Raw genomic sequence first — 26212 nt, 5'->3', positions numbered from 1 at the left:
GTCCGGGGTCGGCGTCGTTGCCTGTTGCGAGGTTCCGACCGCCGGTTTTCAGGACCGGCTCCACCGGGCGACGCAATGGGACGCTCCGGACGGCGCGGAATTTCGCCCACACGAGTACGCTATGGAGTAGACATGGGCGTTTTTGCATGGTTTCGCCGGAAGGGTAAGGAGTCTGCCGCGGCATCGACCGAGGAGACGGCGACCGCTCCGGTGACCGCCGAGGCGGGCGGGGAGACGGCGGCAGCGGAGACCGAGGCGGTGGCCGAGGCCACCGAGGCGGCGGGCACGACCGGTGCGGCTCCGGCGCCCGAGGCCGCGGCCGGCGAAGGGGTGGAGATCCCGAAGCAGCAGTCGGCCGAGGAAGCGGCGGACAACGAAGCCGGTGAAGGCGCGCGTAAGTAGAGCCGGAGCGGGAAGCCGCGACACAGGAGCGGCATCACGGCCGACGGCGACTGACGAGGGACGGTGACCCATGGGCTTCCTGGATCAGATGAAGGCCAAGCTCGCCCCTGCCAAGGAGAAGGTCCAGGGCCTCGCGCAGCAGCACGAGGGAAAGATCGACCAGGGGCTGGAGAAGGCCGCGCGGATGGTCGACCACAGGACCAAGGGCAAGTACAGCGACAAGATCCAATCCGGTACGGGCAAGGCCAAGGACGCCCTCGGCCGGTTCGCCCACAAGGACGGGGGCGACGCCACGCCGCCACCGCCGCCACCGCCCGGTTCCACCTCCTGATCTCCTGCGCCTCGCGCACGGGCACGCAGCACGGCGGACGGCCACGGAGCACGACTCCGTGGCCGTCCGCCGTATGCGGTTGTCGGAAGGTGCGCGCCGCGGTGGCCCGCCCGCGGCCCTAGGACCAGGCCGCGACGAAGTAGCCGACGCCGTAGGGCGCGTCCTCGTGGAGCAGGCGGCCTTCCAGGCCCGCGCCCTCCGCCGCGCCCGCCAGGACCTGCCAGGGCGCGCGCCCGGCCGCCTTCAGGTCGTACGCGAGGTGCGCGTCCAGCGCCGCGAGGGCTCCGGTGTCCGCCGCGCCGAGGGCCCGGGCGGCCGCCTCGTCGAAGCCGGCGGCCCGGTCGTCGAGATAGCCGGGCGCCTTGAGGGAGCGGCACGCGCTGCCATCGCCCATCACGAGCAGGGCGACACGCTCGGCGCGGGCGGCGAGGTCGCGGCCCGCGTCGGCGCAGCGGGCGGGCGCGAGGCGCTCCCCCACCGCGAGGCCCTCGACGGGTGCGCCGGCCCAGTCGACCCGCGCCAGCAGCCAGGCCCCGACGGCGAGGGAGGCCGGCAGCCGCCGGTCCTCCGCGCCCGCGGCGCCGCTAGGCCCCAGCCGTACGCCGAGGTCGACGCCGAAGCCCCGGAAGTCCCCCACGGCGCCGGCCGCGTACCGCTCCACCGCGTCACCCTCGGCCGGGCCGACCAGGAACAGCCGGTCCGGGCGGGCGGCCGCGAGCACCGCCAGCGCGTCGGAGCAGGCCGTGCGCGCGGCGTCGAGTTCGGGCGCGGCCCCGGCGGCGACGTCGGGGACCAGGAGCGGGGGGCAGGGGCAGACGGCCGCGGCGACAAGCATGATCCGCAGCGTAGCCGCTGCACCCCGCCCACAGCGGCGCAGGCCAGCGGACACCCGGCCGCGCTCGACGGAACACCGGCCGCGGGTCGACGACACCCGGCCGCGGTCGACGGAACACCGGCCGCGGCTCAGCAGGACACCCGGCCGCGGGTCAGCCGACCGCGCAGCCTCCGGTGACCGGCGGCAGGGGGGCCGGGGCACCGATCTGGGGCAGGCCCAGCATCACGCCGGCCGGCTTGGCGGCCTCGGCGGCGTTGCGCTTCTCCCAGGCGTCGCCCGCGCGGGTGCGGCGTACGCGGGTCGTGGGGCCTTCGGCCAGCAGGTGGTGCGGGGCCGCGTAGGTGATCTCGACCGTCACCACGTCGCCCGGGCGCACCTCCTGGTCCGGCTTGGTGAAGTGCACCAGGCGGTTGTCGGGCGCGCGGCCCGACAGGCGGTGGGTGGTGTCGTCCTTGCGGCCCTCGCCCTCGGCGACCATGACCTCCAGGGTCCGGCCGACCTGCTTCTTGTTCTCCTCCCAGGAGATCTCCTCCTGGAGGGCGACCAGGCGCATGTAGCGGTCCTGCACGACCTCCTTCGGGATCTGCCCGTCCATGGTCGCCGCCGGGGTGCCGGGGCGCTTGGAGTACTGGAAGGTGAAGGCCTGCGCGAAGCGGGCCTCGCGCACCACGTGCAGGGTCTGCTCGAAGTCCTCCTCGGTCTCGCCGGGGAAGCCCACGATGATGTCGGTGGAGATCGCGGCGTGCGGGATGGCCTCCCGCACCTTGCTGATGATCCCCAGGAAGCGGTCCTGGCGGTACGAGCGGCGCATCGCCTTCAGGACGGTGTCCGAGCCGGACTGCAGCGGCATGTGCAGCTGCGGCATCACGTTGGGGGTCTCGGCCATCGCCGCGATCACGTCGTCCGTGAAGTCGCGCGGATGCGGGGAGGTGAAGCGGACCCGCTCCAGGCCCTCGATGTTCCCGCAGGCCCGCAGCAGCTTGGAGAAGGCCTCGCGGTCGCCGATGTCGGAGCCGTACGCGTTCACGTTCTGGCCGAGCAGGGTGATCTCGGAGACGCCCTCGGCGACCAGCGCCTCGATCTCGGCGAGGATGTCGCCGGGGCGGCGGTCCTTCTCCTTGCCGCGCAGCGCGGGGACGATGCAGAAGGTGCAGGTGTTGTTGCAGCCGACGGAGATGGACACCCAGGCGGCGTACGCCGACTCGCGCCGGGTCGGCAGCGTCGACGGGAACGCCTCCAGCGACTCGGCGATCTCGATCTGCGCCTCCTCCTGGATGCGGGCCCGCTCCAGGAGCACCGGCAGCTTGCCGATGTTGTGCGTACCGAAGACGACGTCGACCCAGGGCGCCTTCTTCACGATGGTGTCGCGGTCCTTCTGGGCCAGGCAGCCGCCGACGGCGATCTGCATGCCGGGCCGCTCCGTCTTCCGCGGGGCGAGCCGTCCGAGGTTGCCGTACAGCTTGTTGTCGGCGTTCTCCCGCACTGCGCAGGTGTTGAAGACGACGACGTCGGCGTCACCGTCGGAGCCCTCGGGCGCGCGGACGTAGCCCGCCTCCTCCAGCAGCCCGGAGAGGCGCTCGGAGTCGTGGACGTTCATCTGGCACCCGTAGGTGCGGATCTCATAGGTCTTGGACGCGCCCACGGCAAGGCTCCGGTCGATGCTGGTCATTCCTCCAGGGTAAGGGGGCGCCGGGCGAGCCCCGTCCCGAGCCGGTGGGGGAACGGCCGGTGGGCGCTTCCGCCGTCCGAGTACAGGATCCCGGGCGATCGCCAACATGCCGGGGCGGTGCCGGGCGCGCACCTGGCGGGTGTGGAAAGTTGGCGCTTTCCAGAGCCCTCACGCGGGTGGTCCCACACGGCGGACGCAGAGGAGAACCATGTACGAATGGCTGCGGGAGACCATGACCGGCACGCTCCACCTGCCGGCCGACCTGATCCGGCCGGACGCCACGGTGGAGGAGGTCGGCCTCGACTCGCTCGCCGTGACGGAGCTGGTGCTCATCGCCCAGGACGAGCTCGGGATCAGCGTCGACGAGAGCCGGCTGCACGGTCTGAGGACGGTCGGGGACATCGCCGACTTCCTGCAGCGCCACGCCCAGCCCGTCGCGGGCTGATGACCGGGCCGGCCGACGGGGTCGCCGCCTACCCGGCGGTGGACGAGGTCATTCGCGCCATGGAGGGCCCCGGCCAGGGGCACTACCTGCACATCGGTGCCGTACTGGAGCTGGACGGTCCCGTGCCGGAGCTCGCCGCCGTACGGGAGCACGTGCGGGGGCGCCTGCCGTTCCTGCCGCTGCTCGCCCTGTCCGTCGCCGGGGACGCCGGGGACGCCGGGGACGGGGGGTTGGACCTCGACCGGCACGTACGCGAACTGCGCGTGGAGCGGCGGGAGGCGGCGTACGACGCGCTGCTCAACGCCGCCGCGCCCTGTCCGCGGCGGCCCTGGGGGGTCTGGCTGGTGCACGGGTACGAGGAGAACCGGTTCCTGCTGTGCTACCGCGGGCACCACGGGCTGCACGACGGTGTGAGCCTGGCGTGGGTGATGCAGCGGCTCTTCCGTGCGAAGCCGCCCGCCGGAGCCCTGCCCTCGGCGGGCGGTTCGTTCGCGCCGAACCTGCCCGCGCGTATGGGCGCCCACGCGCGCAACGCGCTGGAGTCCGTACGGCTGTTCCTGCCGGCCCCGCGTCGGCCGCTGCTGGACGGGCCCCGGGAAGGGCGGCGGGTGCTGTCCGCCGTGACCGTGCCGGTGGGCCGGCTGCGGACGGCGGCCGCCGACCTCGGCTGCTCGGTCCTCGACATCCACCTCAGCGCCCTGTCGTACGCGGCACAGCGCGCGGACACCACCGGCTGGACCCGGGAAGGGCCGCGCGCACGCGGTATCGGTCTGCCCATCGCGCTGGGGCCCGTGGCCTCGGTGGACCCCGCCACCGCGGCGTGTCCCGCCTATCCGGGCAACCGCTTCTCCGTCGCCGTGGTGGACGTGCCGTGGGACGAGGCGGACTTGCGGCACCGCGCGCGGCTGCTGTCCCGCCGTACCGCCCGCTACAAGGACCCCGCCCTGCGCTGGGCGAAGGGCGACGCGCTCGTACGGCTCGACGCGCGGCGCACGAAGAGCCTGTCGGAGCGGGTCTTCGCGCGCTGCGGGGTGCAGACCACGGTGCTCACGCAGACGGCCGACTTCGGGTTCGGCGGCTGCCGTGCCCTGAGCCTCACCGGGCTGAACTGCCTGCCCGCCCACTTCCCGTACCAGCCCGTGCTGACCACCTGGCGCTCCCAGGCCACCTGCGCGTTCACCACCGACGCGGCCGTGCCGGCGGCGCGGGAGCTGGCGGAGTACTGGCGCGAGGCGCTGGACCGGCTGGCTCCGGAGGCGGCCGCCCCGGCGCCTTCGATCGGGAGGTAGTGCCCTGCGCGCCGATCCGCTGGGCGCTCTGGCCCGGCTCGTCCTCCGCTTCCCCGTCCGTACGCTCGCGCTGACCCTGTGCGCCCTGGTGGCGGCCGGGGTGGCCGGAGTGGGCGTGGGAGACCGGCTGTACCACGGCGGTACGACGCCGCCCGGCGCGGAGTCGGCGCGGGCCGAGTACATGCTGTCCACGGCCTTCCGGAGCGGCGTGCCGACGGTCACGCTGGTGGCCACGGCGGCCGGCTCCGTGGACGACCCCGCGGCCCGCCGGGCCGGCACGCGGCTCGTGGCGCGGGCGCGCACGCTGCCGAAGGTCGTGGCGGTGCGCTCGTACTGGACCGAGCGGCCGATCTCGCTGCGGGGCCGCGACGGGCGCTCGGCGCTGGTGCTGCTGCGGATCGCGACCAGCGAGGCCACCGCCCACCGGGACGTCGAGCCGCTGCTGCACGAGCTCACCGGCCGCCACGGGCCGCTGGAGGTGGCCGCGACGGGGCCGACCCCGGTGGGGCTGGCCATCGAGCGGCAGAGCCGGCTGGACCTCCAGCGCATGGAGCTGCTGGCGGCGCCGCTGACCGCCGCCGTGCTGGTGGTCGTCTTCGGCGGCGTCGTGGCCGCCGGGCTGGCCCTGCTGGTCGGTCTCGCCGCGGTGGTGGGCAGCGCGGCGGTGCTCAGCGGGCTCGCCGGCTTCACCACCGTCTCCGTGATCGCCCTGAACCTGACGACCGCGCTCGGTTTCGCCCTGGCCGTCGACTTCAGCCTGTTCATGCTGGCCCGCTACCGCGAGGAGCGGGAGCGGACGGCGAGCCTCCACGACGCGCTGCTGGAGACCGTGCGCACCACCGGCCGGACGGTGGTGTGCTCGGCCCTGACGGTGGCCGGCAGCATGGCGGCGCTGCTCGTCTTCCCGCTCGACATGCTCCGTTCCATCGCGTACGGAGGGATGGCCGTGGTGGCGCTCAGCGCGCTGCTGGCCCTCACCGCGCTGCCCGCCGCGCTGCTCCTGCTGGGGTCCCGCATCGACCGGCTGTCGCTGCGCCGCCGCGGCCGCCGCGCCGTGCGGGCGGCCGTCGCCGCGCCGGAGAAGGGCCGCTGGTACCGGCTGGCCGACGGGGTGATGCGGCGGCCCGTTCCGGTCGTCGTCGTCCTGGGCACCCTGCTGGCGGCGCTGGTGCTGCCGTTCACCGAGGCCCGGTTCGGCACGTTCGACGACCGGGCGCTGCCGCAGGGTTCGCCGACGCGGCAGGCGACGGAGACGCTGCGGCGGGACTTCGACCACCACGCCGTCAACCCCGTCCAGGTGGTCCTGCCCGGCCTCGACGCGCACCGCGCGCATAACGCCGGGGCGCTGGACGCGTACGCCCGCCGCCTGTCGCGGCTGGAGCACGTGACCCGGGTGGAGACGGTCACCGGCATCTACCACCAGGGCCGACTGCTCGGCCCCACGCACCCCCAGGTCGGGTACGCCTCCCCCGCCGGCTCCTGGGCCGCGGTCGTCACGGACGTCGGCCCGCACGCCGAGGAGGGCGCCGCGGTGGTGCGTGCGGTGCGGGAGACCCCCGCGCCCGGGCCGGTCCTCGTGGGCGGTACGCAGGCATGGCTCGCCGATCTGCAGGACAGCATCCGGGCGGGCCTGGTCCCGGCGCTGGCGCTGATCACCGTGGTCACCCTGGCGCTGCTGGCCTGGTGCACGCGGAGCGTCGTCCTGCCCCTGAAGGCGTTCCTGCTCAACGTCCTCAGCCTGAGCGCGGCCTTCGGGGTGATGGTGCTCGTCTTCCAGCAGGGCTTCCTGCGCGGCGTGCTGGGCGACTTCACGGTGACGGGCGTGACCGACACCCTCGTACCGATCCTGGTGCTGTGCGTGGCCTTCGGGCTGTCGATGGACTACGAGGTGCTGCTGCTGTCGCGTGCGGTGGAGGAGCACGCGGCGGGCGCCTCCACGCGGGAGGCCGTCGCACGGGCCGTGCAGCGCACCGCCGGGCTGTTCACCGCCTCGGCCGTGGTCGTCATCGTCGTCATGGCGGCGCTGGCGGCCTCAGGGCTGCTGCTGCTGAAGGTGGTGGGCGTCAGCCTGGCCGTGGCGGTGTTCGTCGACGCCACCCTCATCCGGCTGCTGCTGGCGCCCGCGCTGATGGCGCTGCTCGGCGGCGCCAACTGGTGGCTGCCGTTCAGAAGGACACCGGCGGACGCGAAGCCCGAGCCGGAACCGGAGCTTGAGCCGGTGTAGCCGAGGCGAGGGTGGTGGTGAGGTCCCCGCCCGTCCAGGACAGCGCGTGCCAGCCGTCTTCCGGGGAGCCCTCCAGGACGACCACGCCCGTGTTGGGCAGCTCGTGCGCGGCGGCGAAGGGGACGGACACGTTGTGCGCCCGGGCGGCCGCCCACACGCGGATCGCCGACCCGTGGCCCACCAGCGCGGCGGTGGCGGCGCCCGAGGCGGCGGCCTCGGCGACGACGGCGTCGAAGCGGGCGAGGAACTCGGCTCCGTCCTCCCCGCCCGGCATGCGGGGCTCCGTCCGCCCGGCGGCCCAGGCGACGGCGACCGTGCGGTACCGGGCGATCCCCTCGGCGTCGCGGCAGCCCTCCAGGACGCCGGCCCCGATCTCGCGGATGCCGTCCCGGACGCGCACCTCCAGCCCCCGCGCGGCGGCGAGCGGGTCGGCCGTCTGCCGGGCGCGCGTGAGGGTGGACGCGTACAGGACGTCGATGTCCTCGTCGGCCAGCGCGGCGGGCAGGGCGGCCGCCTGCCGCCGTCCCACCTCGTCCAGGGCGGCGCCCGGGGCCGCGGTGTCGAGGACGTGGGTCCGGTTGGCGTCGGTACGGCCGTGGCGGATCAGGAGCATGCGCATGGGCGGCGCCCTTCGAATCGGGTCTTGGAGTCGGGTCGTGAAGTCGGGTCTTGGAGTGGGGTCTTGGAGCCCGGTCCCGGAGTCAGGTCTTGCTTCCGAGGAAGAGGTAGAAGGGCACGCGCGCCTTGAGGTAAGGGACCCGGCCCAGCCGTTCGTCCAGCCGGACGGTGCCGAACCGCTCCCGGAGGTACGGGAGGTGGTCGGCGGAGAGGAAGACGTTGTTGTGGCTGAACCAGGCGGGCCACAGGTGCCGCCGCCACGCCGCGTGCCGTACGCCGCCGTCGGGCGGGTACTTGCGGGAGACGTAGAAGTCGCAGACCGCGATCGTGCCGCCGGGCCTGAGGAGGGAGCGGGCGTGGTCGACGGCCGCGAACCAGTCGGGCATCATCGTCAGCGCGTAGGAGAACACGACGACGTCCACGGGCCCGTCCGGCGGCCGGTAGGAGGTGGCGTTCGCGTGGACGGTCTCCACGTTGTGCCAGCGGTTGCGGTGGATCCGTTCGCGCGCCACCTGCAGCATGGAGGCCGACACGTCCACGATCGTGATGCGCGCGCACCGCTCCCGGCGGCCGGTGTCGAGGTACTCGAGGTTGTTGCCCGTGCCGCCGCCGAGGTCGACCACCCGGCAGCCGGGTTCGAGGGGCAGCGCCTCCATCAGGTCGCGGCGGCCGTGCAGCAGCCGGTTCTCGCGGAAGGCGTCGTAGAGGTGGGCGGTCGGCTGGTAGAGGGACTCCATGCGCTCGGCGGGCGTCGCGCCGTCGAGGCGGGGGAAGGCCATGTGGCGGACGATCCGCACATGGGAGCTGAGACGCAAAAAGCGCTCCCTTCGGGCGTCAGGCGTCGGGCTTCACGGCAGGTCGGCGATGTGGAAGCTGCCGTACGTGTGGACGCGGTCCCGTTCGTGCAGCCGGGCGGCGAGTCCGGGGTGGCGGTCGAGCAGGTCGGGAAGGTGGTGCGTACGGCCCTCGTGGCGGACGCGCACCGGGTCCAGGTAGCGCGTGTGCAGGCCGGCGCTGCGGTAGATCACGCGCGCGCCGGGCCGGGCCGCGTCGACGATGGCCTGCCACTCCTCGGCGAGCGCGGCCTGGTCGCACCAGCCCATCCAGTCCATGTGGTCCAGCAGGACGAACTTCGAGACCCCCGCCGCGGCCCCGGCCGGCGCCATGCCCGTCAGGCACGACGTGACCGTCGCCGTACGCGCCTCCAGGCGGGGCAGGAGCTCGCGCAGTCGCCCGTAGTTGTGCGCCCGTAGGTACTCGGGGCAGCACGTGGGCGTGTAGGAACCGGTGATGTAGGCGCGCCAGAAGTAGTTGTCCACGAGGGGCAGCCGGCCGAAGACCGCGTCGAAGCCGTCGTGGATGAGCTGGGCGGTGCCGCCGGGGTACTCCTCGGTGATCTCGCGGCGCTGCTCCGGTGGTACGCCGACAAGGCTCAGCGCGAGCGGCTGCGCGGCCATGCGCGCCACGGTCCGCAGCGGGCCCCGCAGCCGCGCTTCGTAGATCTCCCGCTGCTGGTCGACGGTCGGCGCCTCCAGGAGCGCGTCGAAGTACCGTCCCACGCCCCGGAAGCGGCGCAGGAAGAGCATGAGGCACTTCGCCAGCAGGCCCGAGGTGCCGCGGTAGTAGAAGGAGCGGCGCCAGCCGCGGCCGGCGAAGGCGTCGATGTAGCCGTCCCAGAACCGGCGTGAGGGCGGCGACAGTTCGGCGCGCAGGGCGTCGCCGTACATCTCCCGCGCGCGGGGCGAACGGCCGGTGCCGAACAGTTCGAAGAACTCCGCGTGGTCCAGGTTCCGTACGGCTGCCGTCTTCAGCTCCAGCAGCGCGGTCTGGCGCGGGTTGACGTCGACCGCCGTGACCCGGCCGGCCCCGGCGAGCAGGTAGTCCAGGGCGTTGCAGCCGGCGCTGGTGATGACCAGGACGTGGTCGTCGGGCCCGAGGTCCAGTGCCGCGCGGTCGAGCGCCGGGTCCTCCCAGCACGCGTTGTACACGAGGTTGCGGTCGTGCAGCGCGGTGAACATCCGCCCGCTCAACGCGCCGCCCGCGCGGGGCGCGGGCAGGGGCGGCCGGCGGGTCCCGGCGACGGGCGTCACGACGGCACTGGCAGATGAGTACGAGGCCATGGCACTCACCATGCGGGATGGAGGACGCCCGTCAGCGCACAGGCACCCGGTTTCCCCCGCATGGCCGACCGCCGACGGTGACTCACTAGGCCGTGCGAGGGGCATGTCCTTCCTCGTCGGGCCGGTGCGTCCGCCGCACCGGCCGTCCTGGTGGACGATCGGGGCCCGCCGCACACGGGACGGGGGGACGGAACGGAGGGACAGGACCGCTATGGGAACGAAACCACGTCCGCGCGTGACACCGGCGGGGATCATGACCACCGCCGTGGCCGCGCTGGTCGTCGCCGGCTTCGTGGCGACGCGCGGCACGGGCGCCCGGAGAAGGCGTCGGCCGCATCCCCTGCTGCTCATTCCGACCGCGTAGGACGGCGTCCATGGCAACCACGAACCCCACCCGCTTCTACCGGCGCTCCGTCCTGCCGTACTACAGGCGGCTCGGCTCCCGCTGGGGCTACGCCATGCTCCTGGGGCGCACGCGGCACTTCGGGTGGTACGAGCCCGGCCAGTCGCCCTGGGGTTTCGCCGCCTCCATGCGGCGCATGGAGGTCACCACGGCCCGCAAGCTGGCGCTGCCCGCCGGCTCCCACGTCCTGGACGCGGGGTGCGGGGTCGGTGACGTGGCCCGGACCGTCGCGGCGGCGGGCGGGCTGCGGGTGACGGGCATCGACGGCATCGAGTCCGACGTCGCCCTCGCCCGCCGCCGTACCGCCGCCCGGGCCCCCGGGGGGGCGGCCCGCGCGACACGGTTCCTGGTGGCCGACTACCACGCGCTGCCGTTCGCGGACGGCGCCTTCGACGGGCTCTACACCATGGAGTCCTTCGTCCACTCCGCCGATCCGCGCCGCGCGCTGGCGGAGTTCTTCCGGGTCGTACGGCCCGGAGGGCGGCTGGTGATGTCCGAGTACTCGCGGACCCCGAGCGCGGAGCTCACACCGCGGGCCGAGCGGGTCCTGACGGACGTCTGCGCGCTCGCGGCGATGCCGGGGATGATGATGCTGCCCCACGGCCGCCTGGAGGAGCTCCTGGGTGAGACGGGCTTCGCGGTCGAGTCCGTCACGGACGCCACCGCCCACGTCCTGCCCATGCTGCGCGCCTTCTCCCTCCTCGGGCGGGTGCCGTACGCCGTGGCGCGCGGCGTGGGGCGCGGCCATGCGCTGGTGAACGCGATGAGCGGGGTCGAGCTGTACCGGCACCAGGAGACGTGGCGGTACCACATCACCACCGCCGTACGGCCCTGAGCGCCCCGCCCCGGCCCGCCCGCGCGGAGGCGCCCTCCGTACGGGCGGGCCTGGCCATGACGGGAGCGGGCTGGCAGGATCGCGGCCATGGTCCAGGCCCTGTCCCGCATCAGCCGCCGCCGCGCCCTCGAAGGCGCGGCCGCGGCCCTCGTGGTGCTGGCGCTGTTCCTGTGGTGGTCCGCGCCGGACGAGGCGGCGGCCCCGCGCGGCGAGGTCACCTTCAGCACCGGCGTACCGAGCGGGGTCTACCAGCGCTACGGCGCGCTGTTGGAGGAGGCTCTCGCCCAGAACGTGCCGGAGGTGCGGATACGTCTGCTGACCAGTGAGGGCTCGCAGCAGAACCTCGTCCGGGTCGCGTCCGGGGACGCGGATTTCACCATCGCGACGGCCGACGCGGTCGCCACGCACCTCCGCGACGGCCGGCCCGGCGCCGAGGAGCTGCGGGGTTGTGCGCGGCTGTACGACGACTACGTGCAGCTGGTGGTGCCGAAGTCGTCCACGGTGCGCTCGACGCGCGACCTGCGCGGGCTGCGGGTCGGGGTGGGGCAGCAGGGCTCGGGGGTGCGGCTGGTGGCCAACCGGGTCCTCAAGGCGGCGGGGCTGGACCCGGAGCGGGACGTCGTGCCGATGTCCGCCGGCATCGACACCATGCCCGGCCTGCTGGAGACCGACCGGCTGGACGCCTTCTTCTGGTCCGGCGGCCTGCCGACCCACGCCGTACAGCGGCTGTCGGAGCGCTTCCCGGTCCGGCTCGTCCCGCTGGAGAAGGAGCTGGTGGACCGGATGCACGCGCAGGGCGGCACCAGCGGGTACTACCGCTCCGCCGTGATACCGGCCGACGCCTACGCCCGGGTGCAGGCGGGCCGCCCGGTGGAGACCGTGGCGGTGGCGAACCTGCTGGTGACCACCGACCGTACGGATCCGGCGCTGGCGGAGGCGTTCACGCGTACGGTCATCCGCAGCCGGGACCGGATCGGGCGGGAGGTGCACCCGGCGCAGCTGGTGGACCTGCGTACGGCGATCTACACGGACCCGCTGCCGCTGCACGAGGGCGCGCGGCGCTACTACCTCTCCGTCAAGCCCTGACCACGGCGGGGGTCAGTGGGGGGCGCTGCGCGGAACGGTGACCGTGACGCGCAGGCCGTGCGGTGCGTGATGGGCGTACGCGATCGAGCCGCCGCCCGCCGCGAGCAGGGCGCGGGAGATGGACAGGCCGAGGCCGGAGCCCTTGACGTTCTGGTGACGGTTGCTGCGCCAGAAGCGGTCGCCGATGCGGGCCAGCTCGTCGTCGGTCAGGCCCGGGCCGCGGTCGGTGACCACGACCGTGGAGCGCTCCCCGTCGGCGGCGACGGTGACGGTGACCTCCTCCCCGGCCGGGGTGAACTTCAGCGCGTTGTCGATCACGGCGTCCAGGGCGCTGGACAGCGCGACCGGGTCGGCCCAGGCGGTGACGGCGGGCGTGGCCCCCGCCAGGTGGACGCCCTTCTCGTCGGCGAGCGCGCGCCAGGCGTCGAGCCGCTCGGCCGTCAGCGCACCGATGTCGGTCAGCCGCAGGTCCGCGGAGGCGTGCTCGGCCAGCGCCAGGTCCAGCAGGTCGTCCAGGACCTGGGCCAGGCGCTTGCCCTCCGTCCGTACGGAGGCGATCTCCTCGTTGCCGGGGGGAAGTTCGAGCGCGAGCAGCTCGATGCGCAGCAGCAGGGCGGCGAGTGGGTTGCGCAGCTGGTGCGAGGCGTCGGCGACGAAGGCGCGCTGCTGCTCCAGGACCTCCTCGACGTTGTCGGCCATCTCGTTGAAGGAGCGGGCGAGGCGGCGTAGTTCGGGCGGGCCGCCGGCCGCGGCGACGCGCGAGTTCAGCCGCCCGGTCGCGATGTCGTGGGTGGCCGCGTCCAGGACGCGTACGGGCTTGAGCACCCATCCGGTGAGCCGGAACGCGGCGCCGACCGCCAGCAGCATGGCCGCCGACTCGCCGGCCGCGATCAGCAGCCAGCCGTGCAGGATGCGCGAGCGCAGCGGCCCGGTCGGCGAGTCGGTGACCACGACGGCGACGACGTCCCCGTCCCGGACGACCGGCGAGGCCACCGCGAGCCGGGCGTTCGGCTGCCAGGGCAGGACCTGCGGCGGGTTGTGGCTGCGGCGGCCCAGCAGCGCCTCGCGGAAGGCGCGGCGGGGTTCGCCGTCCCCGGGGATGGTCCAGTTCCGGGGGGCGCGGGCCATGGCGGTGCCGTCGCGGTAGAAGACACCGGCGTGGATCCCGTACACCTCGTGGTAGCGGGCGAGCTCGCCTTCGAGGGTGGCCTTGCGCTCGTCGATGCCCGGTCCGCTCTCGGTGACGAACTGGGCGAGCGCGGCGAAGCGCGCGGTGTCGTCGATCCGGTCGACGACGACGGTCTGCTGGCGTGCGGCGGCGAGGCTGCCGGCGAGCGGGAAGCCGAGCGCGAGCAGCACGCCCGCCATGAGGACGATGAGGAGCGGAAGGAGGCGGGTGCGCACAGGGCGGGGGGGGTTACGCGGCCGGGGCGACCAGGCGGTAGCCGACGCCGCGCACGGTCTCGATGAGGGCGGGCATCCGCAGCTTGGCGCGCAGGGACGCCACGTGCACCTCCAGGGTGCGTCCGGTCCCCTCCCAGCTGGTGCGCCACACCTCGCTGATGATCTGCTCGCGGCGGAAGACGACGCCGGGGCGCTGCGCGAGGAGGGCGAGGAGGTCGAACTCCTTGCGGGTGAGCTGGATCACCGTGCCGTCCACGCTGACCCGGCGGGTGGGCACCTCGATGACGACCGGCCCGAGGTGCAGGGGCGGTGCCTCTCCGGGGACGCGGGCCGTGCCCTGCGGTCCGGGCCCTCCGGCGCCGTTCCCGCCGGCGTCCGTGCCCGCGCCCGCCGTGCCGTTGTCGGTGCCGGCGCCGCCGGTGCCCGGGGTGGCCGTACGGCGGCTGACGGCGTGGATGCGGGCGAGCAACTCGCCCGTGTCGTACGGCTTGACGACGTAGTCGTCGGCGCCGAGGTTCAGGCCGTGGATCCGGGAGCGTACGTCGGCGCGCGCGGTGACCATGATGACCGGGGCGGTGGTGAGCTTCCGGATCTTCCCGCAGACCTGGTAGCCGTCCTGGTCGGGCAGGCCGAGGTCGAGGAGCACGACGTCGAAGGGGCCGCGGGCGGTACCGGCGCCCCCGCTGCCGTTGCCCGGTGCGGCGGCGCCCGTGGCGGAGGAGGCGGCGGAGACGGTGGTGCCCGTGGCGGAGGTGCCTGCAGCGGAGGTGCCTGCAGCGGAGGTGCCTGCAGCGGAGGTGCCTGCAGCGGCGGGCAGGACGGCCTGGAGGGCCTCCTCGCCGTTGCGGGCGTGCGTGACGTGGAAGCCGTGCTTCCTGAGGATGGCGGCGAGGGCCGCGGCGACGTGGTCGTCGTCCTCGACAAGCAGCAGTCTCATGGGCCCCCCTCCTGAAGGTGCGTACGCGTGGGTTACCAGGGCATGAACGCCGATGCCGGGCATGCCCGTCAAGAGCCTTCCGGCGGCACCGCGGTTTCCGTTACCCAGCCGTACTCAGGATGCCTGCCCCGCTCACCCTTGGTGTCCGGTCGCAGCCGGATCGTTATGCTCAATTTCAGCTCAGATGTAATGACGCTGGTCGCGCCGCGTGCTTAATGTCCTCTCCAACCGAGGAGGACGGAGCAAGAAGCCGATGAGCGGAGTGTCAGTGACCAAGGGCGCGGAGGATGCCGCACCGACGGCGAGCGACCTGGTCGTGCTGAGCAACGTCAACAAGCACTTCGGCGCGCTGCATGTGCTCCAGGACATCGACCTGACCATCGCCCGTGGCGAGGTCGTGGTCGTCATCGGACCGTCCGGGTCCGGGAAGTCCACGCTGTGCCGCACCATCAACCGGCTGGAGACGATCGACTCCGGCACGATCACCATCGACGGCAAGCCGCTGCCCCAGGAGGGCAAGGAGCTGGCCCGGCTGCGCGCCGACGTCGGCATGGTCTTCCAGTCGTTCAACCTCTTCGCGCACAAGACCGTGCTGGAGAACGTCATGCTGGGCCAGGTCAAGGTCCGCAGGGCGGACAAGAGCCTGGCGGAGCAGAAGGCCCGGACCCTGCTCGACCGCGTGGGCGTCGGCTCGCAGGCCGACAAGTACCCCGCCCAGCTCTCCGGCGGACAGCAGCAACGCGTGGCGATCGCCCGGGCGTTGGCCATGGACCCGAAGGTCATGCTCTTCGACGAGCCGACCTCGGCGCTCGACCCCGAGATGATCAACGAAGTCCTCGAGGTGATGCAGCAGCTGGCGCGCGACGGGATGACGATGGTGGTCGTCACCCACGAGATGGGGTTCGCGCGCTCGGCCGCCAACCGCGTCGTCTTCATGGCGGACGGCCGGATCGTCGAGGAGGCGTCGCCGGAGCAGTTCTTCAGCAGTCCGCGCAGCGACCGGGCCAAGGACTTCCTGTCGAAGATCCTCCACCACTGAGGGCCAGGGCCAGGGCCACCGACGGCCGGGATCACCGACGGCCGGGATCACTGATGGCCAGGATCTTCGTACGACACCTGGCGACCAACGAACCACGACTCAAGGGATGTTCACCATGAAGCTCCGCAAGACGGCGGCCGTGGCCGTCGCTGTGCTCGCGCTGACCGCGACCGCCTGCGGCGGCAAGGAGGGCTCCGCCGGCGACAAGCCGAGCGGTGTGCAGCCGGGCGCGTCGAACGCGCCGGCCCTGCCGAAGTACATCGTCGCCACGGATGTGAACCTCGACTCGCCGACCTTCAAGGCGGCCAAGGAGCGCGGCAAGCTGATCATCGGCTCCAAGGCCGACCAGCCGTACCTCGGCTTCGAGGACCAGGCGACCAAGCAGCGCTCCGGCTTCGACATCGAGATCGCCAAGATGATCGCCGCCGACCTGGGCTTCACCGAGAACCAGATCGAGTGGAAGACCGTCGACTCCAGCACCCGCGAGACGGCCATCTCCAAGGGCCAGGTCGACTACTACGTCGGTACGTACACGATCAACGACAAGCGCAAGGCGCTGGTCGGCTTCGCGGGCCCGTACTACAAGGCCGGCGCCGACCTCCTCGTGCGCAAGGACGAGACCTCGATCACCGGCCCGGAGACCGTCAAGGGCAAGAAGGTCTGCTCCATCAAGGGTTCCACCCCGCTGCAGGAGATCAAGAAGCCGCAGTACGGCGCCCAGGCCACCGAGCTCGCCAAGTACTCGGACTGCGTCCAGCAGCTGCTCACCAAGCAGGTCGACGCCCTCACGACGGACGACGCGATCCTCAAGGGCTACGCCGCGCAGAACCCGACCAAGCTGAAGGTCATCGGCAAGCCGTTCACCCAGGAGCCGTACGGCGTGGGTCTCAACAAGGACGACAAGGTCCTGCGCGAGGCGATCAACAAGTCGCTGGAGAACCGCGTCAAGGACGGCACGTACAAGAAGATCTACGAGGCGACCCTGGGCCTGTCCGGCTCCGCCTACACCGAGCCGCCGGCGATCGTCCGCTACTGAGCCGCTGATCGCCACAGCTCCGGCTGTGCCTGCTGTAGCGCCCCGTACGCACGCGGGGCGCTACAGCCCTTGGCTCACCCCCAGAGCCGCAAAGACCGTTGCCCGTAAGCCGCTGACCGCCGACGCGGAGACCTCATGAACGTACTGCTGGACTATTTCTCGGATTTCCGTGACGGCTTCATAGGAACCGTGTCGATCACCCTCGTCAGCTCGGTCATCGCGCTGGTGCTCGGCATCGTCATCGCCGGTTTCCGGGTCTCGCCCGTCCCGCCGCTGCGCCTGTTCGGCACCCTCTGGGTCAACCTGCTGCGGAACACGCCGCTGACGCTGCTGTTCCTGGTGACGACGTTCGTGGTGCCGGAGATCCTCTTCCCGGGTATGAGCCCCTTCGTCCTCGGCTCGATCGCCCTCGGCTTCTACACCTCCTCCTTCATCTGCGAGGCGGTCCGCTCCGGCATCAACACGGTGCCGCTGGGCCAGGCCGAGGCGGCCCGCTCGCTGGGCATGTCGTTCTCGCAGACGCTGCGGCTGATCGTGCTGCCGCAGGCCACCCGGACCGTGCTGCCGCCGCTGAGCTCCATCTTCATCGCGCTCACCAAGAACTCGGCCATCGCGGGCGCCTTCAGCGTCACCGAGCTCTTCGGCTGGCAGAAGCTGGTGAGCGAAGAGGGCTACGACATCATCCCCATCTTCATCTGGGTCTCCCTCGCCTACCTGGTGGTCACGTTCTCCATCAGTGGGGTCTTCCGAGTCCTCGAGCGCCGCCTGGAGGTCGCCCGATGAGCGCCAGCGTTCTCTTCGACGCACCCGGCCCGAAGGCCGTCATCCGCAACCGCGTCTACGCCGTCATCGGCACCCTCGCCGTCGTGGGGCTGCTCGCCGTCACGATCGTGCGGCTGAGCGACAAGGGGCACCTCGCCCCCGAGATGTGGGACATCTTCAACTACGCGGGCATCCGGCAGAACATCGCCGACGCCATCCTCGCCACCCTCAAGGCGTTCGGCATCGCCGCCGTCGGCTCGCTGGTACTCGGCGTGCTGCTGGCCGTCGCCCGGCTCTCCGACCACAAGCCGGTCCGGTGGCTGGCGACCGGCTTCATCGAGCTGTTCCGCTCCATCCCGCTGCTGATCACCATCTACGCCGTGTGGGTCGGTTTCCTGACCGACTACTCGATGTGGGCGCTGGCGGTCGGCCTGTCGATCTACAACGGCTGCGTCCAGGCCGAGGTGCTGCGCGCCGGCGTCAACGCCGTACCGAAGGGCCAGCGGGAGGCCGCGTACGCGCTCGGCATGAACAAGACGCAGGTCATGACGACCGTGCTGCTGCCGCAGGCCGTCCGGGCGATGCTGCCGACGATCATCAGCCAGCTCGTGGTGACCCTGAAGGACACCTCGCTCGGCTTCATCATCCTGTACCCCGAGCTGCTCCAGACGGCCCGGCTGATCGCCTCCAACACGCAGGTCAACGGCATGTACCCGTACGTGTCGACGATCGTGGTCGTCGGCGCGATCTACGTGGCGATGTGCCTGGCGCTGTCGGCGCTGGCCACCTGGATCGAGAAGCGCGGGCGCCGCGCCAAGACCGGCATCGGGGTGGCCTCGGCCGCCGAGCCGGCGTCCACCACCGTGCTCAGCGCGGAGGCCGGTCAGGCGGGCGGCAACACGGTCACCATGGGGATGCCTCCGGGCGGGGGCGATGGCGCCGGCGGCACCGGCTCCTCATAGGGCTGGACCGTATGGCTTGTGAGGGCAGTGGCGTTCGCGTCGCTGCCCTCGTCGCTTGACGCAAGCACCGGCAGTGGGTTGCATACGTTGTGTGATCACCTCGCGCCCGGCTCCAGCCGCTTGTCCTGCCGTTTCTGATGTGTGTGCTGTTCGCGGTGCTCGTGGGGTCGCTGGTCCTGGAGTCACGCCGTGGACCCGGTGATCGTGGCCGGCGCGGGCCCGGTCGGGCTCGCGCTGTCCCTCGCGCTGGCCGCGCAGGGCGTCCCCTCCGTCGTCCTGGACGAGGGCCCCGGCGAGGACGAGCCCCGCGCGGCCCGAACCGCCGTGCTGCGCCCGGACACGGCGGCGTTCGTGGCACGCCTCGGGTGCACGACCGTACGGGACGAGGGGGCCCGTTGGAGCGGGTGGCGGTCGATGCGGCGCAAGCAGGAGACGCGGCACGTGCTCTTCGCGGAAGGCGCGGAACCGTTCCCCCCGGAGGAGGACGGTGACCCGGTCCCGCCGCTGCACATGGCGCAGCACGCCCTCACGCGCGGGCTGCGGGCGGCCATCTCCGCGCTGCCCCGGCGGGGGCTGGTGCGGGTGGTCACGCACAGCCGGGTGGACGCGGTGGAGCAGGACGCCGACGGCGTCACCGTGCACACGCGCGGGCCCGAGTCGACCTGGTGGCGCGGCGGTTACCTGGTCGGCTGCGACGGAGCCCGCTCCACCGTCCGCAAGCTGCTGGGGGTGCGCTTCCCCGGGCGTACGGCGGTCGAACGGCACGCCGTCGCCACCCTGCGCGCCGAACTCCCCTGGGAGGGCGAGGGGCTGCTGCACCGCCAGCCGCCGTGGCGCGGCGCGGGCGAGGAGGTGACGGCGCGGCCGCTGCCCGGCGGCGCCTGGCGGCTGGACTGGCTGCTGCCGCCGCGCGGCGACCTGGTGACGCCCGACGCGCTGCTCGCGCGGATCCGCGAGACGCTGGACGGCTGGTGCGGCCAGGCCCCGCCGTACGACCTGATCGACACGGGTGTCTACACGCTGCACCACCGGCTCGCCAAGCGGTGGCGCGTGGAGCGGGCCTTCCTCGCCGGGGACGCGGCCCATCTGCTGGGCGCGCTCGGTACGCAGGCGCTGGACGAGGGGCTGCGGGACGCCGACAACCTGGCCTGGAAGCTGGCGATGGCCTGGCACCACGGCGCCTCGGAGGCGCTGCTCGACAGCTACCAGGCCGAGCGGCGCACGGCGGTCGCGGCGCGGCTGCGGGCCGCCGACCAGTCGCTGCCGGTGCTCCGGGGTGCCGGCGGGCTCCGGACGTACCTGCGGGGCGGCGGGCACGACGCGCTGCTGACGGACGGCCACGTGGGGCGCGGGCCGCTCGGTGCGCCCCCTGCGTACCCGCACTCCCCCCTCGCACCTCCGTACGCCGAGGGGCACACGGCCGTGGGCACACCGCTGGGCGCGCCGGTCGCCGATGTGCGGGTGACGGCCGTGTCGGCTGCGTCGGCTATGACGCCTGGGCCGGCGGCGGAGGACGGCACGACCGGGCGGCTGCGCGACCGGCTGGGGCGCGGGCGTCTGCTGGTGGTGCTGGTCGCGCCCGGGACGGGCGTGTGGGACCGGCGGCACTGGATGACCGCGGGGGTGATGCCCCGGCTCGCGGCGGCGGTGGAGGCGCTGCCGGTCGCCGGCGAGCTGCTGGTCACGGAGGCGTACCCGGGAGCCGCCGCGCACACCGTGCTGCTGGTGCGGCCGGACGGGCACCTGGCGGCGGCGTTCGCCGGGGTGCGGCCGGAGGAGCTGCGTGCGGCGGCCGACGCGCTGCGGGGCGGGGCGCCGGAGGCGGCACGGCGCGACCGGACGACCGCGGACGCCGACGCGGACGCGGACGCGGACGCGGCGTTCAGCCGCGGTTGACGGTCGATTGACCGTCACGGGCGTCCATGGTGTACTCCGGATCATGAACGGCACCGTGGTACGCCTGTGGCGGAGGGTCCATATGGACCTGCTCCGCTACGCGGGCTGCGTGTGTCGTCCGTCCTGCTGAACTCGCCTCCCTTCCCTGCGCACGCGCGGTGGGTCCATCCCGCGCGTACGCGCCTTCGCGACTTCCAGGACGGTTTCCCGTGCCCCAGCATGTCTCCTCTCCGCATGTCTCGTCCCAGCACGTCTCCTCCCCGCACGTCTCCTCCCCGCACGTCTCCGCGCGCTTGGCCGGCCGTGCCGCCGATCCCGCGGCGCCGAACGCCGCCGAGCTGCTCGACTTCGCCCGCCGTACCGCCGCCGACGCCGAGCTGATCGCTTCCCTTCCGCTGGATCCGGAGGGCCGCACCTGGGTGCGGCTGGACGGGCCGGGAGGCAGCGAGGCGTGGCTCATCGGGTGGCCGCCGGGCTCCGGTACGGGGTGGCACGACCATGCCGAGTCGATCGGCGCGTTCGCCACCGCACGCGGCGAACTCCTGGAGCGGTCGCTCTCCGTACGGCTGCCCGCGGGCGGCTGGCGGTCGCTGGAGCTGACGGAGGACGTCGACCGCCGACGGGTACTGCCGTCGGGACGCGGGCGCGCCTTCGGGCGGCACCATGTGCACGAGGTGCTGAACGAGTCGGCGACCGAACACGCCATCTCGGTGCACGCGTACTATCCGCCGCTGCCGCTGATCCGCCGGTTCAGCCGGACCGGCGCGGTGCTGCGGCTGGAGCAGGTCGAGCGTCCGGAGGACTGGCAGTGAGTACGGGCACGGGTACGGGCACGGGTACGGGTACGGGTGCGGCTTCGGCGCGGGTGGGCATCGACGAGCTGCTGGAACGGGTCCGGGCGCAACTGGCCCGCGTGGCTCCGCGGGTGACGCCGCGCGAGGCGTGGGCGGCGGCCGCGGCGGGTGACGCGCTGCTGGTGGACATCCGGTACGCGGCGCTGCGCGAGCGCGACGGGCTGATCCCCGGGGCGCTGGTCGTGGAGCGCAACGAACTGGAGTGGCGCCTGGACCCGCGGGGCAGCCACCGCGTGCCGCAGGCGGTCAGCCACGACCTGCGGATCGTCGTCGTGTGCAACGAGGGCTACGCCTCCTCACTGGCGGCCGCGTCCCTGCACCAGCTGGGGCTCCACCGCGCGACGGACCTGATCGGCGGCTTCCAGGCGTGGCGGGCGGAGAGCCTGCCGGTCGAGTCGATCACGGCGAACGGGCCGTGACCGGCCGGAAGCGGGCCCGCCGGAAAGGACCAGGTCACGAAGAGACCGGCCGGGGAGGGTCCGGCCGGGCGTGGCCCGATCAGGCAGGGATCGGTCAGGAGAGGATCGGTCAGGAGGGGATCGGTCAGGAGGGGTCGAACGGCAGGTCGTCCGTGTCCTCGCCCTCCTCCTCCAGGGCCTGGCGCACCACGCGCAGGGCCATGCCCTCGGAGTAGCCCTTGCGGGCGAGCATGCCCGCGAGGCGGCGCAGGCGGCGGTCGCGGTCGAGGCCGCGGGTGGCGCGGAGCTTGCGCGCCACCAGCTCGCGGGCCGTGGCCTCCTCCTGCTCGGCGTCGAGCTGCCCGACCGCCTCGTCGATCAGCTCGGCGTCGACCCCCTTGGTACGCAGCTCCCGGGCGAGGGCGCGACGGGCCAGGCCCCGGCCGTGGTGCCGGGACTCCACCCACGCGCCCGCGAAGGCCGCGTCGTCGATGAGGCCGACGTCCTCGAAACGGGAGAGGACCTCGTCGGCGACCTCGTCCGGGATCTCGCGTTTGCGCAGCGCGTCCGCGAGCTGCTTGCGGGTGCGCGGGGTCCCGGTGAGCAGGCGCAGGCAGATCGCCCGCGCCCGCTCAGCCGGATCCTGGGGCGACAGCTCCTGCTCGGCCCTCGACGAGTCGGCGCTGTCGCCCGGCCATTCGGTGCGCCGGACCATGGGCTACGCCTTGGCCGCCGTGGCCTTGGTCGCCTTGGTGGCCTTCGCCGCCGGAGCGGGCACCGACTTCGCGGTGTCGTCCGTGGCGGCCGCACCCGCCGCACCCGCCGCGCCTGCCGCGTCCGCGCCCGGCTCGGTCGCCGGGGTCTCCGGGCGGACGCCGACGCCCAGCTTCTCCTTGATCTTCCGCTCGATCTCGTTGGCGAGGTCGGGGTTGTCCTTCAGGAAGTTCCGGGCGTTCTCCTTGCCCTGGCCGAGCTGGTCGCCCTCGTACGTGTACCAGGCGCCCGCCTTGCGGACGAAGCCGTGCTCCACGCCCATGTCGATCAGGCCGCCCTCGCGGCTGATGCCCTGGCCGTAGAGGATGTCGAACTCGGCCTGCTTGAAGGGCGGCGCGACCTTGTTCTTCACGACCTTGCAGCGGGTGCGGTTGCCGACCGCCTCCGTGCCGTCCTTGAGGGTCTCGATGCGGCGGATGTCGATGCGCACGGAGGCGTAGAACTTCAGCGCGCGGCCACCGGTCGTGGTCTCCGGCGAGCCGAACATCACACCGATCTTCTCGCGGAGCTGGTTGATGAAGATCGCCGTGGTCTTGGACTGGTTGAGCGCACTGGTGATCTTCCGGAGCGCCTGGCTCATCAGACGGGCCTGGAGACCGACGTGCGAGTCGCCCATCTCGCCCTCGATCTCGGCACGCGGGACGAGCGCCGCCACCGAGTCGATGACGATCAGGTCGAGCGCGCCGGAGCGGACGAGCATGTCCACGATCTCCAGGGCCTGCTCGCCGTTGTCGGGCTGGGACAGGATCAGGTTGTCGATGTCGACGCCGAGCTTCCTGGCGTACTCGGGGTCGAGGGCGTGCTCCGCGTCGACGAACGCGACCTGGCCGCCAGCCTTCTGCGCGTTGGCCACGGCGTGCAGGGTCAGGGTCGTCTTACCGGAGGACTCGGGGCCGTAGATCTCCACCACACGGCCGCGCGGCAGGCCGCCGACGCCGAGCGCCACGTCGAGCGCGGTCGAGCCGGTCGGGATGACCTCGATGGGCTCCCTCGACCGCTCGCCCATGCGCATCACAGCGCCCTTGCCGAATTGCCGTTCAATCTGTGCGAGCGCGGCGTCGAGCGCCTTCTCGCGGTCGGTACCTGCCATGGGTTCCACCCGATTTGCTTGTGTCGATCGCTTCACGTCAAAGACGCTAACCCCTGCCACTGACAATGGGCCCCGCCGTCCCTCCGGCCTGTGGATAACTCTGTGGACAACTCCGTGAACAGCGTCACGTACCCCCGGAATTCCGGGCCGGAACCCCATAAGAATGGATGTTCGATTTTAGTGTCAAGCGCGCCGCGCCGGACCCGGCTCAGGCACCGTCGCGCGGCGGAGCCTGGTCGGGGAGGCGGGGCGAGGCGGCCGGGGTCTCGTCGCCGGCCTGCTCCTTCTTGGCCCGCAGCGCCCGCTGCACCCTGGCCAGCACCAGCTCGCCATGGCGCCGGTGGCCGTGGACGCGCGGGTCCTCCGTCACGTCGTACCGCTTCACATAGGCCCCGAGGAACGCCTGGAGGGTGGCGACCGCCGGGATCGCGATGAGCGCCCCGACCGCGCCCAGCAGCGCCGTGCCGGCGACGACCGACCCGAAGGCGACCGCCGGGTGGATGTCGACGGTCCTGGCGGTGAGCTTGGGCTGCAGCACGTAGTTCTCGAACTGCTGGTACACCACCACGAACGCCAGCACCCACAGCGCGTACCAGGGGTTCTCGGTGAAGGCGATGAGCATCGGCAGGGCGCCCGCCAGGTACGTGCCGATGGTCGGGAGGAACTGCGACACCAGGCCCACCCACACCGCCAGCGCCGGCGCGTAGGGCACGTTCAGGAACTCCAGCAGGACGTAGTGCGCCAGACCGGAGATCAGGGCCATCAGGCCGCGCGAGTAGAGGTAGCCGCCCGTCTTGTCGACGGCGATCTCCCAGGCGCGCAGCACCTCGGCCTGCTTGGCCGGCGGGAGTACGGAGCACAGGGCCCGGCGCAGCCGCGGCCCGTCGGCCGCGAAGTAGAACGAGAACAGGAAGATCGTCAGCAGCTTGAACAGCCCGCCGAGCACGGTCGCGGAGACGTCCAGCACACCGCTGGCGCTGTTCTGCACGTACTTGCGCAGCCAGTCGGAGCGCAACAGGCTGTCCTGGACCTCGACCCGGGACAGCTCGGTGTGGAAGGTGTGGTTGCTCCAGTTGATCAGCGAGTCCAGGTAGCGGGGGAAGTCCTCGACGATCTCGATGATCTGCCCCGCCAGCATGGAACCGAGGAGCACCACGAACCCGACGCCGACGGCCACGACCGCGAAGAACACCAGGAAGGTGGCGAGGCCGCGGCGCATGCCGCGGGCCGCCATCCGCCCGACCGCCGGCTCGACCGCCAGCGCCAGGAAGAAGGCGATCAGGATGTTGATCAGCAGGCCGATGAGCTGGTGGAAGGCCCAGCTGCCGAGCTGGAAGCAGGCGTAGAGGGCCAGGGCGAGCACCATCGCGCGTGGCAGCCAGCGGGGCATGCGGCCGCCGGCCGGGGGCGGGGCGGACTCTTTCCCGGTCGGGGGCACGGTGGTCGTCGTCTCGTTCTCGTCAGTCGGGGCCACGGGGCAAGTCTCGCGTACGGCTCGGACAACCGGCGTATGCCCCGGGAATCCCCGGCGATGCGCGTCAGCGCTTGTCCGCGGGGACGCCCACCGCCTCGCACACCGCCCGCCACACGTCCTTGGCCTCCCAGCCGGCCCGCAGCGCCTCGTGCACCGTACGACCGCCGAGTTCGGACATCACGTGGTCCCGTGCGAAGGACTCGGCGTACGCCGAACCGAAGTGGTCCGCCATGCGCTCCCAGAAAATCGTCAACCGCATGAACCCAGTATCCCGCTCCTGAGAGTGCAGCCCTGTCCGCACCGCTTGCCGAAAGCCCTTTCCGCCCTACCGTCGGAACATGGCTGGAACTCCCCTCGCTGGAACTCCCCTCGCCGGGGCTCCGCTCGCCGGATCCCCTCTCACGCGCGCCGAGCACTTCGTCTGGCTGACGGCCCGCGTGCTCGAACAGCGGCGCTTCGCGTACCACTTCCTCGGCGGCGGCGCCGACGCGGTCGAGGCCGCCCTCACCGCGTACCTCGACGAGGACGGCGGTTACGGGCACGCGCTGGAGCCGGATCTGCGCGGCCCCGTCAGCCAGCCCCTGCACACGGCGCACGCGCTGCGGGTGCTGGACTCCATCGGCCGGTGCGGCGGGATGCGCGTGGAGCGCGTGTGCCGCTACCTGACTGGGGTGTCCACGCATGACGGCGCGCTGCCCGCGCTGGACCCCTCCGTGCGGGGCTATCCGGTCGCGCCGTTCCTGCCGGTCGTCGACGACCCGCCCAGCGACCTGCTGGCCACCGGGCCGGTGGTGGGGCTTCTGCACCGGAACCAGGTGTGGCACGCGTGGCTGTTCCGCGCCACGGACTTCTGCTGGGCCGCGGTCGAGGGGCTGGAGAAGTCGCACCCGTACGAGATCCAGGCCGCCGTCGCGTTCCTGGACGGTGTCCCGGACCGGGCCAGGGCGGAGGCGGCGGCGGACCGGCTGGGCCGGTCGGTGCGGGAGCAGCGGCTCGCGGTGCTGGACCCGGCGCGCGTCGGGGACTTCCCGCTCCCGCCGGGGTACGCGCCGGGCGAGCACCACTTCCCGCACGACTACGCGCGGGTGCCGGACTCCCTGGCCCGGCGCTGGTTCACGGACGAGGAGATGGCGCGCTCGCTGGACCACCTCGCCGCCGAGCAGCAGGAGGACGGGGGCTGGCCGATCCACTGGCGCGAGTGGGCCCCGGGGAGTGCCCTGGAGTGGCGGCCGATCGTGACCATCGAGGCGCTGCGGACGCTGCGCGCGTACGGCCGCCCGATCGGCTGAACCGGCGCCAGCCGGCCGTCGTATGCAGGGGCCGACCGTA

At 72.9% G+C, this 26212-nt stretch carries 27 protein-coding genes; 16 read left to right on the top strand and 11 right to left on the bottom strand.

Annotation, left to right across the window (positions count from 1 at the left end):
- Positions 1 to 132: 132 nt before the first annotated feature.
- On the top strand, positions 133 to 402 hold the full coding sequence (locus ACZ42X_RS29030) for a hypothetical protein (protein WP_468296074.1): 270 nt from the start codon (positions 133 to 135) through the stop codon (positions 400 to 402).
- A 70-nt stretch (positions 403 to 472) separates the two neighbouring features.
- Entirely contained in the window at positions 473 to 733 is a 261-nt protein-coding gene (locus ACZ42X_RS29025) for an antitoxin (protein WP_361426943.1), read from the top strand.
- Positions 734 to 851: 118 nt separating this feature from the next.
- Here ACZ42X_RS29025 and ACZ42X_RS29020 read toward each other — a convergent pair whose 3' ends face one another.
- A complete protein-coding gene (locus tag ACZ42X_RS29020; protein WP_468296071.1) occupies positions 852 to 1568 on the bottom strand; it encodes a class III extradiol dioxygenase subunit B-like domain-containing protein in 717 nt (238 codons plus the stop codon).
- 151 nt (positions 1569 to 1719) lie between these two features.
- Complete coding sequence (miaB, locus tag ACZ42X_RS29015; RefSeq protein WP_468296068.1) at positions 1720 to 3237, bottom strand: tRNA (N6-isopentenyl adenosine(37)-C2)-methylthiotransferase MiaB; 1518 nt, start codon at positions 3235 to 3237, stop codon at positions 1720 to 1722.
- Positions 3238 to 3445: 208 nt separating this feature from the next.
- Between miaB and ACZ42X_RS29010 the strand changes: the two genes are divergently transcribed.
- From ACZ42X_RS29010 to ACZ42X_RS29000, 3 genes are all read left to right on the top strand, one after another.
- Positions 3446 to 3682, top strand: a complete 237-nt coding sequence (locus ACZ42X_RS29010) for an acyl carrier protein (protein WP_361426934.1) — start codon at positions 3446 to 3448, stop codon at positions 3680 to 3682.
- Complete coding sequence (locus tag ACZ42X_RS29005; RefSeq protein ID WP_468296065.1) at positions 3682 to 4971, top strand: wax ester/triacylglycerol synthase domain-containing protein; 1290 nt, start codon at positions 3682 to 3684, stop codon at positions 4969 to 4971. The genes ACZ42X_RS29010 and ACZ42X_RS29005 overlap by 1 nt, the downstream gene beginning before the upstream one ends.
- Before the next feature lie 109 nt (positions 4972 to 5080).
- Entirely contained in the window at positions 5081 to 7195 is a 2115-nt protein-coding gene (locus tag ACZ42X_RS29000; RefSeq protein WP_468296062.1) for an MMPL family transporter, read from the top strand.
- On the opposite strand, the gene ACZ42X_RS28995 is transcribed toward ACZ42X_RS29000, so the two are convergent.
- From ACZ42X_RS28995 to ACZ42X_RS28985, 3 genes are all read right to left on the bottom strand, one after another.
- On the bottom strand, positions 7137 to 7814 hold the full coding sequence (locus ACZ42X_RS28995) for a histidine phosphatase family protein (RefSeq protein ID WP_468296059.1): 678 nt from the start codon (positions 7812 to 7814) through the stop codon (positions 7137 to 7139). The genes ACZ42X_RS29000 and ACZ42X_RS28995 overlap by 59 nt on opposite strands.
- Before the next feature lie 82 nt (positions 7815 to 7896).
- The gene (locus tag ACZ42X_RS28990; protein ID WP_468296056.1) at positions 7897 to 8592 is read right to left on the bottom strand and encodes a class I SAM-dependent methyltransferase; all 696 of its coding nucleotides are present in this window, start codon (positions 8590 to 8592) and stop codon (positions 7897 to 7899) included.
- 69 nt (positions 8593 to 8661) lie between these two features.
- Entirely contained in the window at positions 8662 to 9933 is a 1272-nt protein-coding gene (locus tag ACZ42X_RS28985) for a BtaA family protein (protein ID WP_468296053.1), read from the bottom strand.
- Between the two features lie 374 nt (positions 9934 to 10307).
- On the opposite strand from ACZ42X_RS28985, the gene ACZ42X_RS28980 reads away from it, so the two are divergent.
- Both ACZ42X_RS28980 and ACZ42X_RS28975 read left to right on the top strand, forming a co-directional pair.
- Positions 10308 to 11171, top strand: a complete 864-nt coding sequence (locus tag ACZ42X_RS28980) for a class I SAM-dependent methyltransferase (RefSeq protein ID WP_468296051.1) — start codon at positions 10308 to 10310, stop codon at positions 11169 to 11171.
- Positions 11172 to 11258: 87 nt separating this feature from the next.
- Complete coding sequence (locus tag ACZ42X_RS28975; protein WP_468296048.1) at positions 11259 to 12257, top strand: TAXI family TRAP transporter solute-binding subunit; 999 nt, start codon at positions 11259 to 11261, stop codon at positions 12255 to 12257.
- 12 nt (positions 12258 to 12269) lie between these two features.
- Here the strand turns inward: ACZ42X_RS28975 and ACZ42X_RS28970 are convergent, their stop codons facing one another.
- Positions 12270 to 13661 (bottom strand): sensor histidine kinase, encoded by a 1392-nt coding sequence (locus tag ACZ42X_RS28970; protein WP_468296045.1) that lies wholly within the window; start codon positions 13659 to 13661, stop codon positions 12270 to 12272.
- Between the two features lie 13 nt (positions 13662 to 13674).
- Entirely contained in the window at positions 13675 to 14598 is a 924-nt protein-coding gene (locus tag ACZ42X_RS28965) for a response regulator transcription factor (protein WP_468296042.1), read from the bottom strand.
- A 253-nt stretch (positions 14599 to 14851) separates the two neighbouring features.
- On the opposite strand from ACZ42X_RS28965, the gene ACZ42X_RS28960 reads away from it, so the two are divergent.
- The 8 genes from ACZ42X_RS28960 (at position 14852) to ACZ42X_RS28925 (ending at position 21566) form a co-directional block, all read left to right on the top strand.
- Positions 14852 to 15637, top strand: a complete 786-nt coding sequence (locus ACZ42X_RS28960) for an amino acid ABC transporter ATP-binding protein (RefSeq protein WP_468296039.1) — start codon at positions 14852 to 14854, stop codon at positions 15635 to 15637.
- A gap of 115 nt (positions 15638 to 15752) precedes the next feature.
- On the top strand, positions 15753 to 16673 hold the full coding sequence (locus tag ACZ42X_RS28955) for a glutamate ABC transporter substrate-binding protein (protein ID WP_468296037.1): 921 nt from the start codon (positions 15753 to 15755) through the stop codon (positions 16671 to 16673).
- A gap of 135 nt (positions 16674 to 16808) precedes the next feature.
- A complete protein-coding gene (locus ACZ42X_RS28950; protein ID WP_468296034.1) occupies positions 16809 to 17456 on the top strand; it encodes an amino acid ABC transporter permease in 648 nt (215 codons plus the stop codon).
- On the top strand, positions 17453 to 18397 hold the full coding sequence (locus ACZ42X_RS28945) for an amino acid ABC transporter permease (RefSeq protein WP_468296031.1): 945 nt from the start codon (positions 17453 to 17455) through the stop codon (positions 18395 to 18397). Before ACZ42X_RS28950 ends, ACZ42X_RS28945 begins: the two co-directional genes overlap by 4 nt.
- 189 nt (positions 18398 to 18586) lie before the next feature.
- On the top strand, positions 18587 to 20293 hold the full coding sequence (locus ACZ42X_RS28940) for an FAD-dependent monooxygenase (protein WP_468296028.1): 1707 nt from the start codon (positions 18587 to 18589) through the stop codon (positions 20291 to 20293).
- 43 nt (positions 20294 to 20336) lie between these two features.
- Positions 20337 to 20423, top strand: a complete 87-nt coding sequence (locus ACZ42X_RS28935) for a putative leader peptide (protein ID WP_355356953.1) — start codon at positions 20337 to 20339, stop codon at positions 20421 to 20423.
- Positions 20424 to 20502: 79 nt separating this feature from the next.
- Entirely contained in the window at positions 20503 to 21105 is a 603-nt protein-coding gene (locus ACZ42X_RS28930) for a cupin domain-containing protein (RefSeq protein ID WP_468296025.1), read from the top strand.
- Positions 21102 to 21566: a rhodanese-like domain-containing protein gene (locus ACZ42X_RS28925; protein ID WP_468296022.1), complete on the top strand. Its 465-nt coding sequence runs from the start codon at positions 21102 to 21104 to the stop codon at positions 21564 to 21566. The genes ACZ42X_RS28930 and ACZ42X_RS28925 overlap by 4 nt, the downstream gene beginning before the upstream one ends.
- Positions 21567 to 21690: 124 nt before the next feature.
- On the opposite strand, the gene recX is transcribed toward ACZ42X_RS28925, so the two are convergent.
- The 4 genes from recX to ACZ42X_RS28905 all read right to left on the bottom strand — a co-directional run bounded on the left by recX (position 21691) and on the right by ACZ42X_RS28905 (position 25142).
- On the bottom strand, positions 21691 to 22260 hold the full coding sequence (gene recX / locus ACZ42X_RS28920) for a recombination regulator RecX (protein WP_468296019.1): 570 nt from the start codon (positions 22258 to 22260) through the stop codon (positions 21691 to 21693).
- A 3-nt stretch (positions 22261 to 22263) separates the two neighbouring features.
- Positions 22264 to 23409: a recombinase RecA gene (gene recA, locus ACZ42X_RS28915; RefSeq protein ID WP_468296016.1), complete on the bottom strand. Its 1146-nt coding sequence runs from the start codon at positions 23407 to 23409 to the stop codon at positions 22264 to 22266.
- 208 nt (positions 23410 to 23617) lie between these two features.
- Positions 23618 to 24799: an AI-2E family transporter gene (locus ACZ42X_RS28910; protein ID WP_468296309.1), complete on the bottom strand. Its 1182-nt coding sequence runs from the start codon at positions 24797 to 24799 to the stop codon at positions 23618 to 23620.
- Positions 24800 to 24947: 148 nt separating this feature from the next.
- Positions 24948 to 25142, bottom strand: coding sequence for a DUF3046 domain-containing protein (locus ACZ42X_RS28905; protein ID WP_355356707.1), 195 nt, complete (start codon positions 25140 to 25142; stop codon positions 24948 to 24950).
- 79 nt (positions 25143 to 25221) lie between these two features.
- Between ACZ42X_RS28905 and ACZ42X_RS28900 the strand changes: the two genes are divergently transcribed.
- A complete protein-coding gene (locus ACZ42X_RS28900; RefSeq protein ID WP_468296013.1) occupies positions 25222 to 26172 on the top strand; it encodes a hypothetical protein in 951 nt (316 codons plus the stop codon).
- The last annotated feature ends 40 nt before the right edge of the window (positions 26173 to 26212 follow it).

It is taken from the genome of Streptomyces sp. NPDC030862, assembly GCF_055571835.1.
The sequence above is the reverse complement of the archived record's forward strand: the minus strand, read 5'-3'. Positions and strand labels throughout refer to the sequence as shown.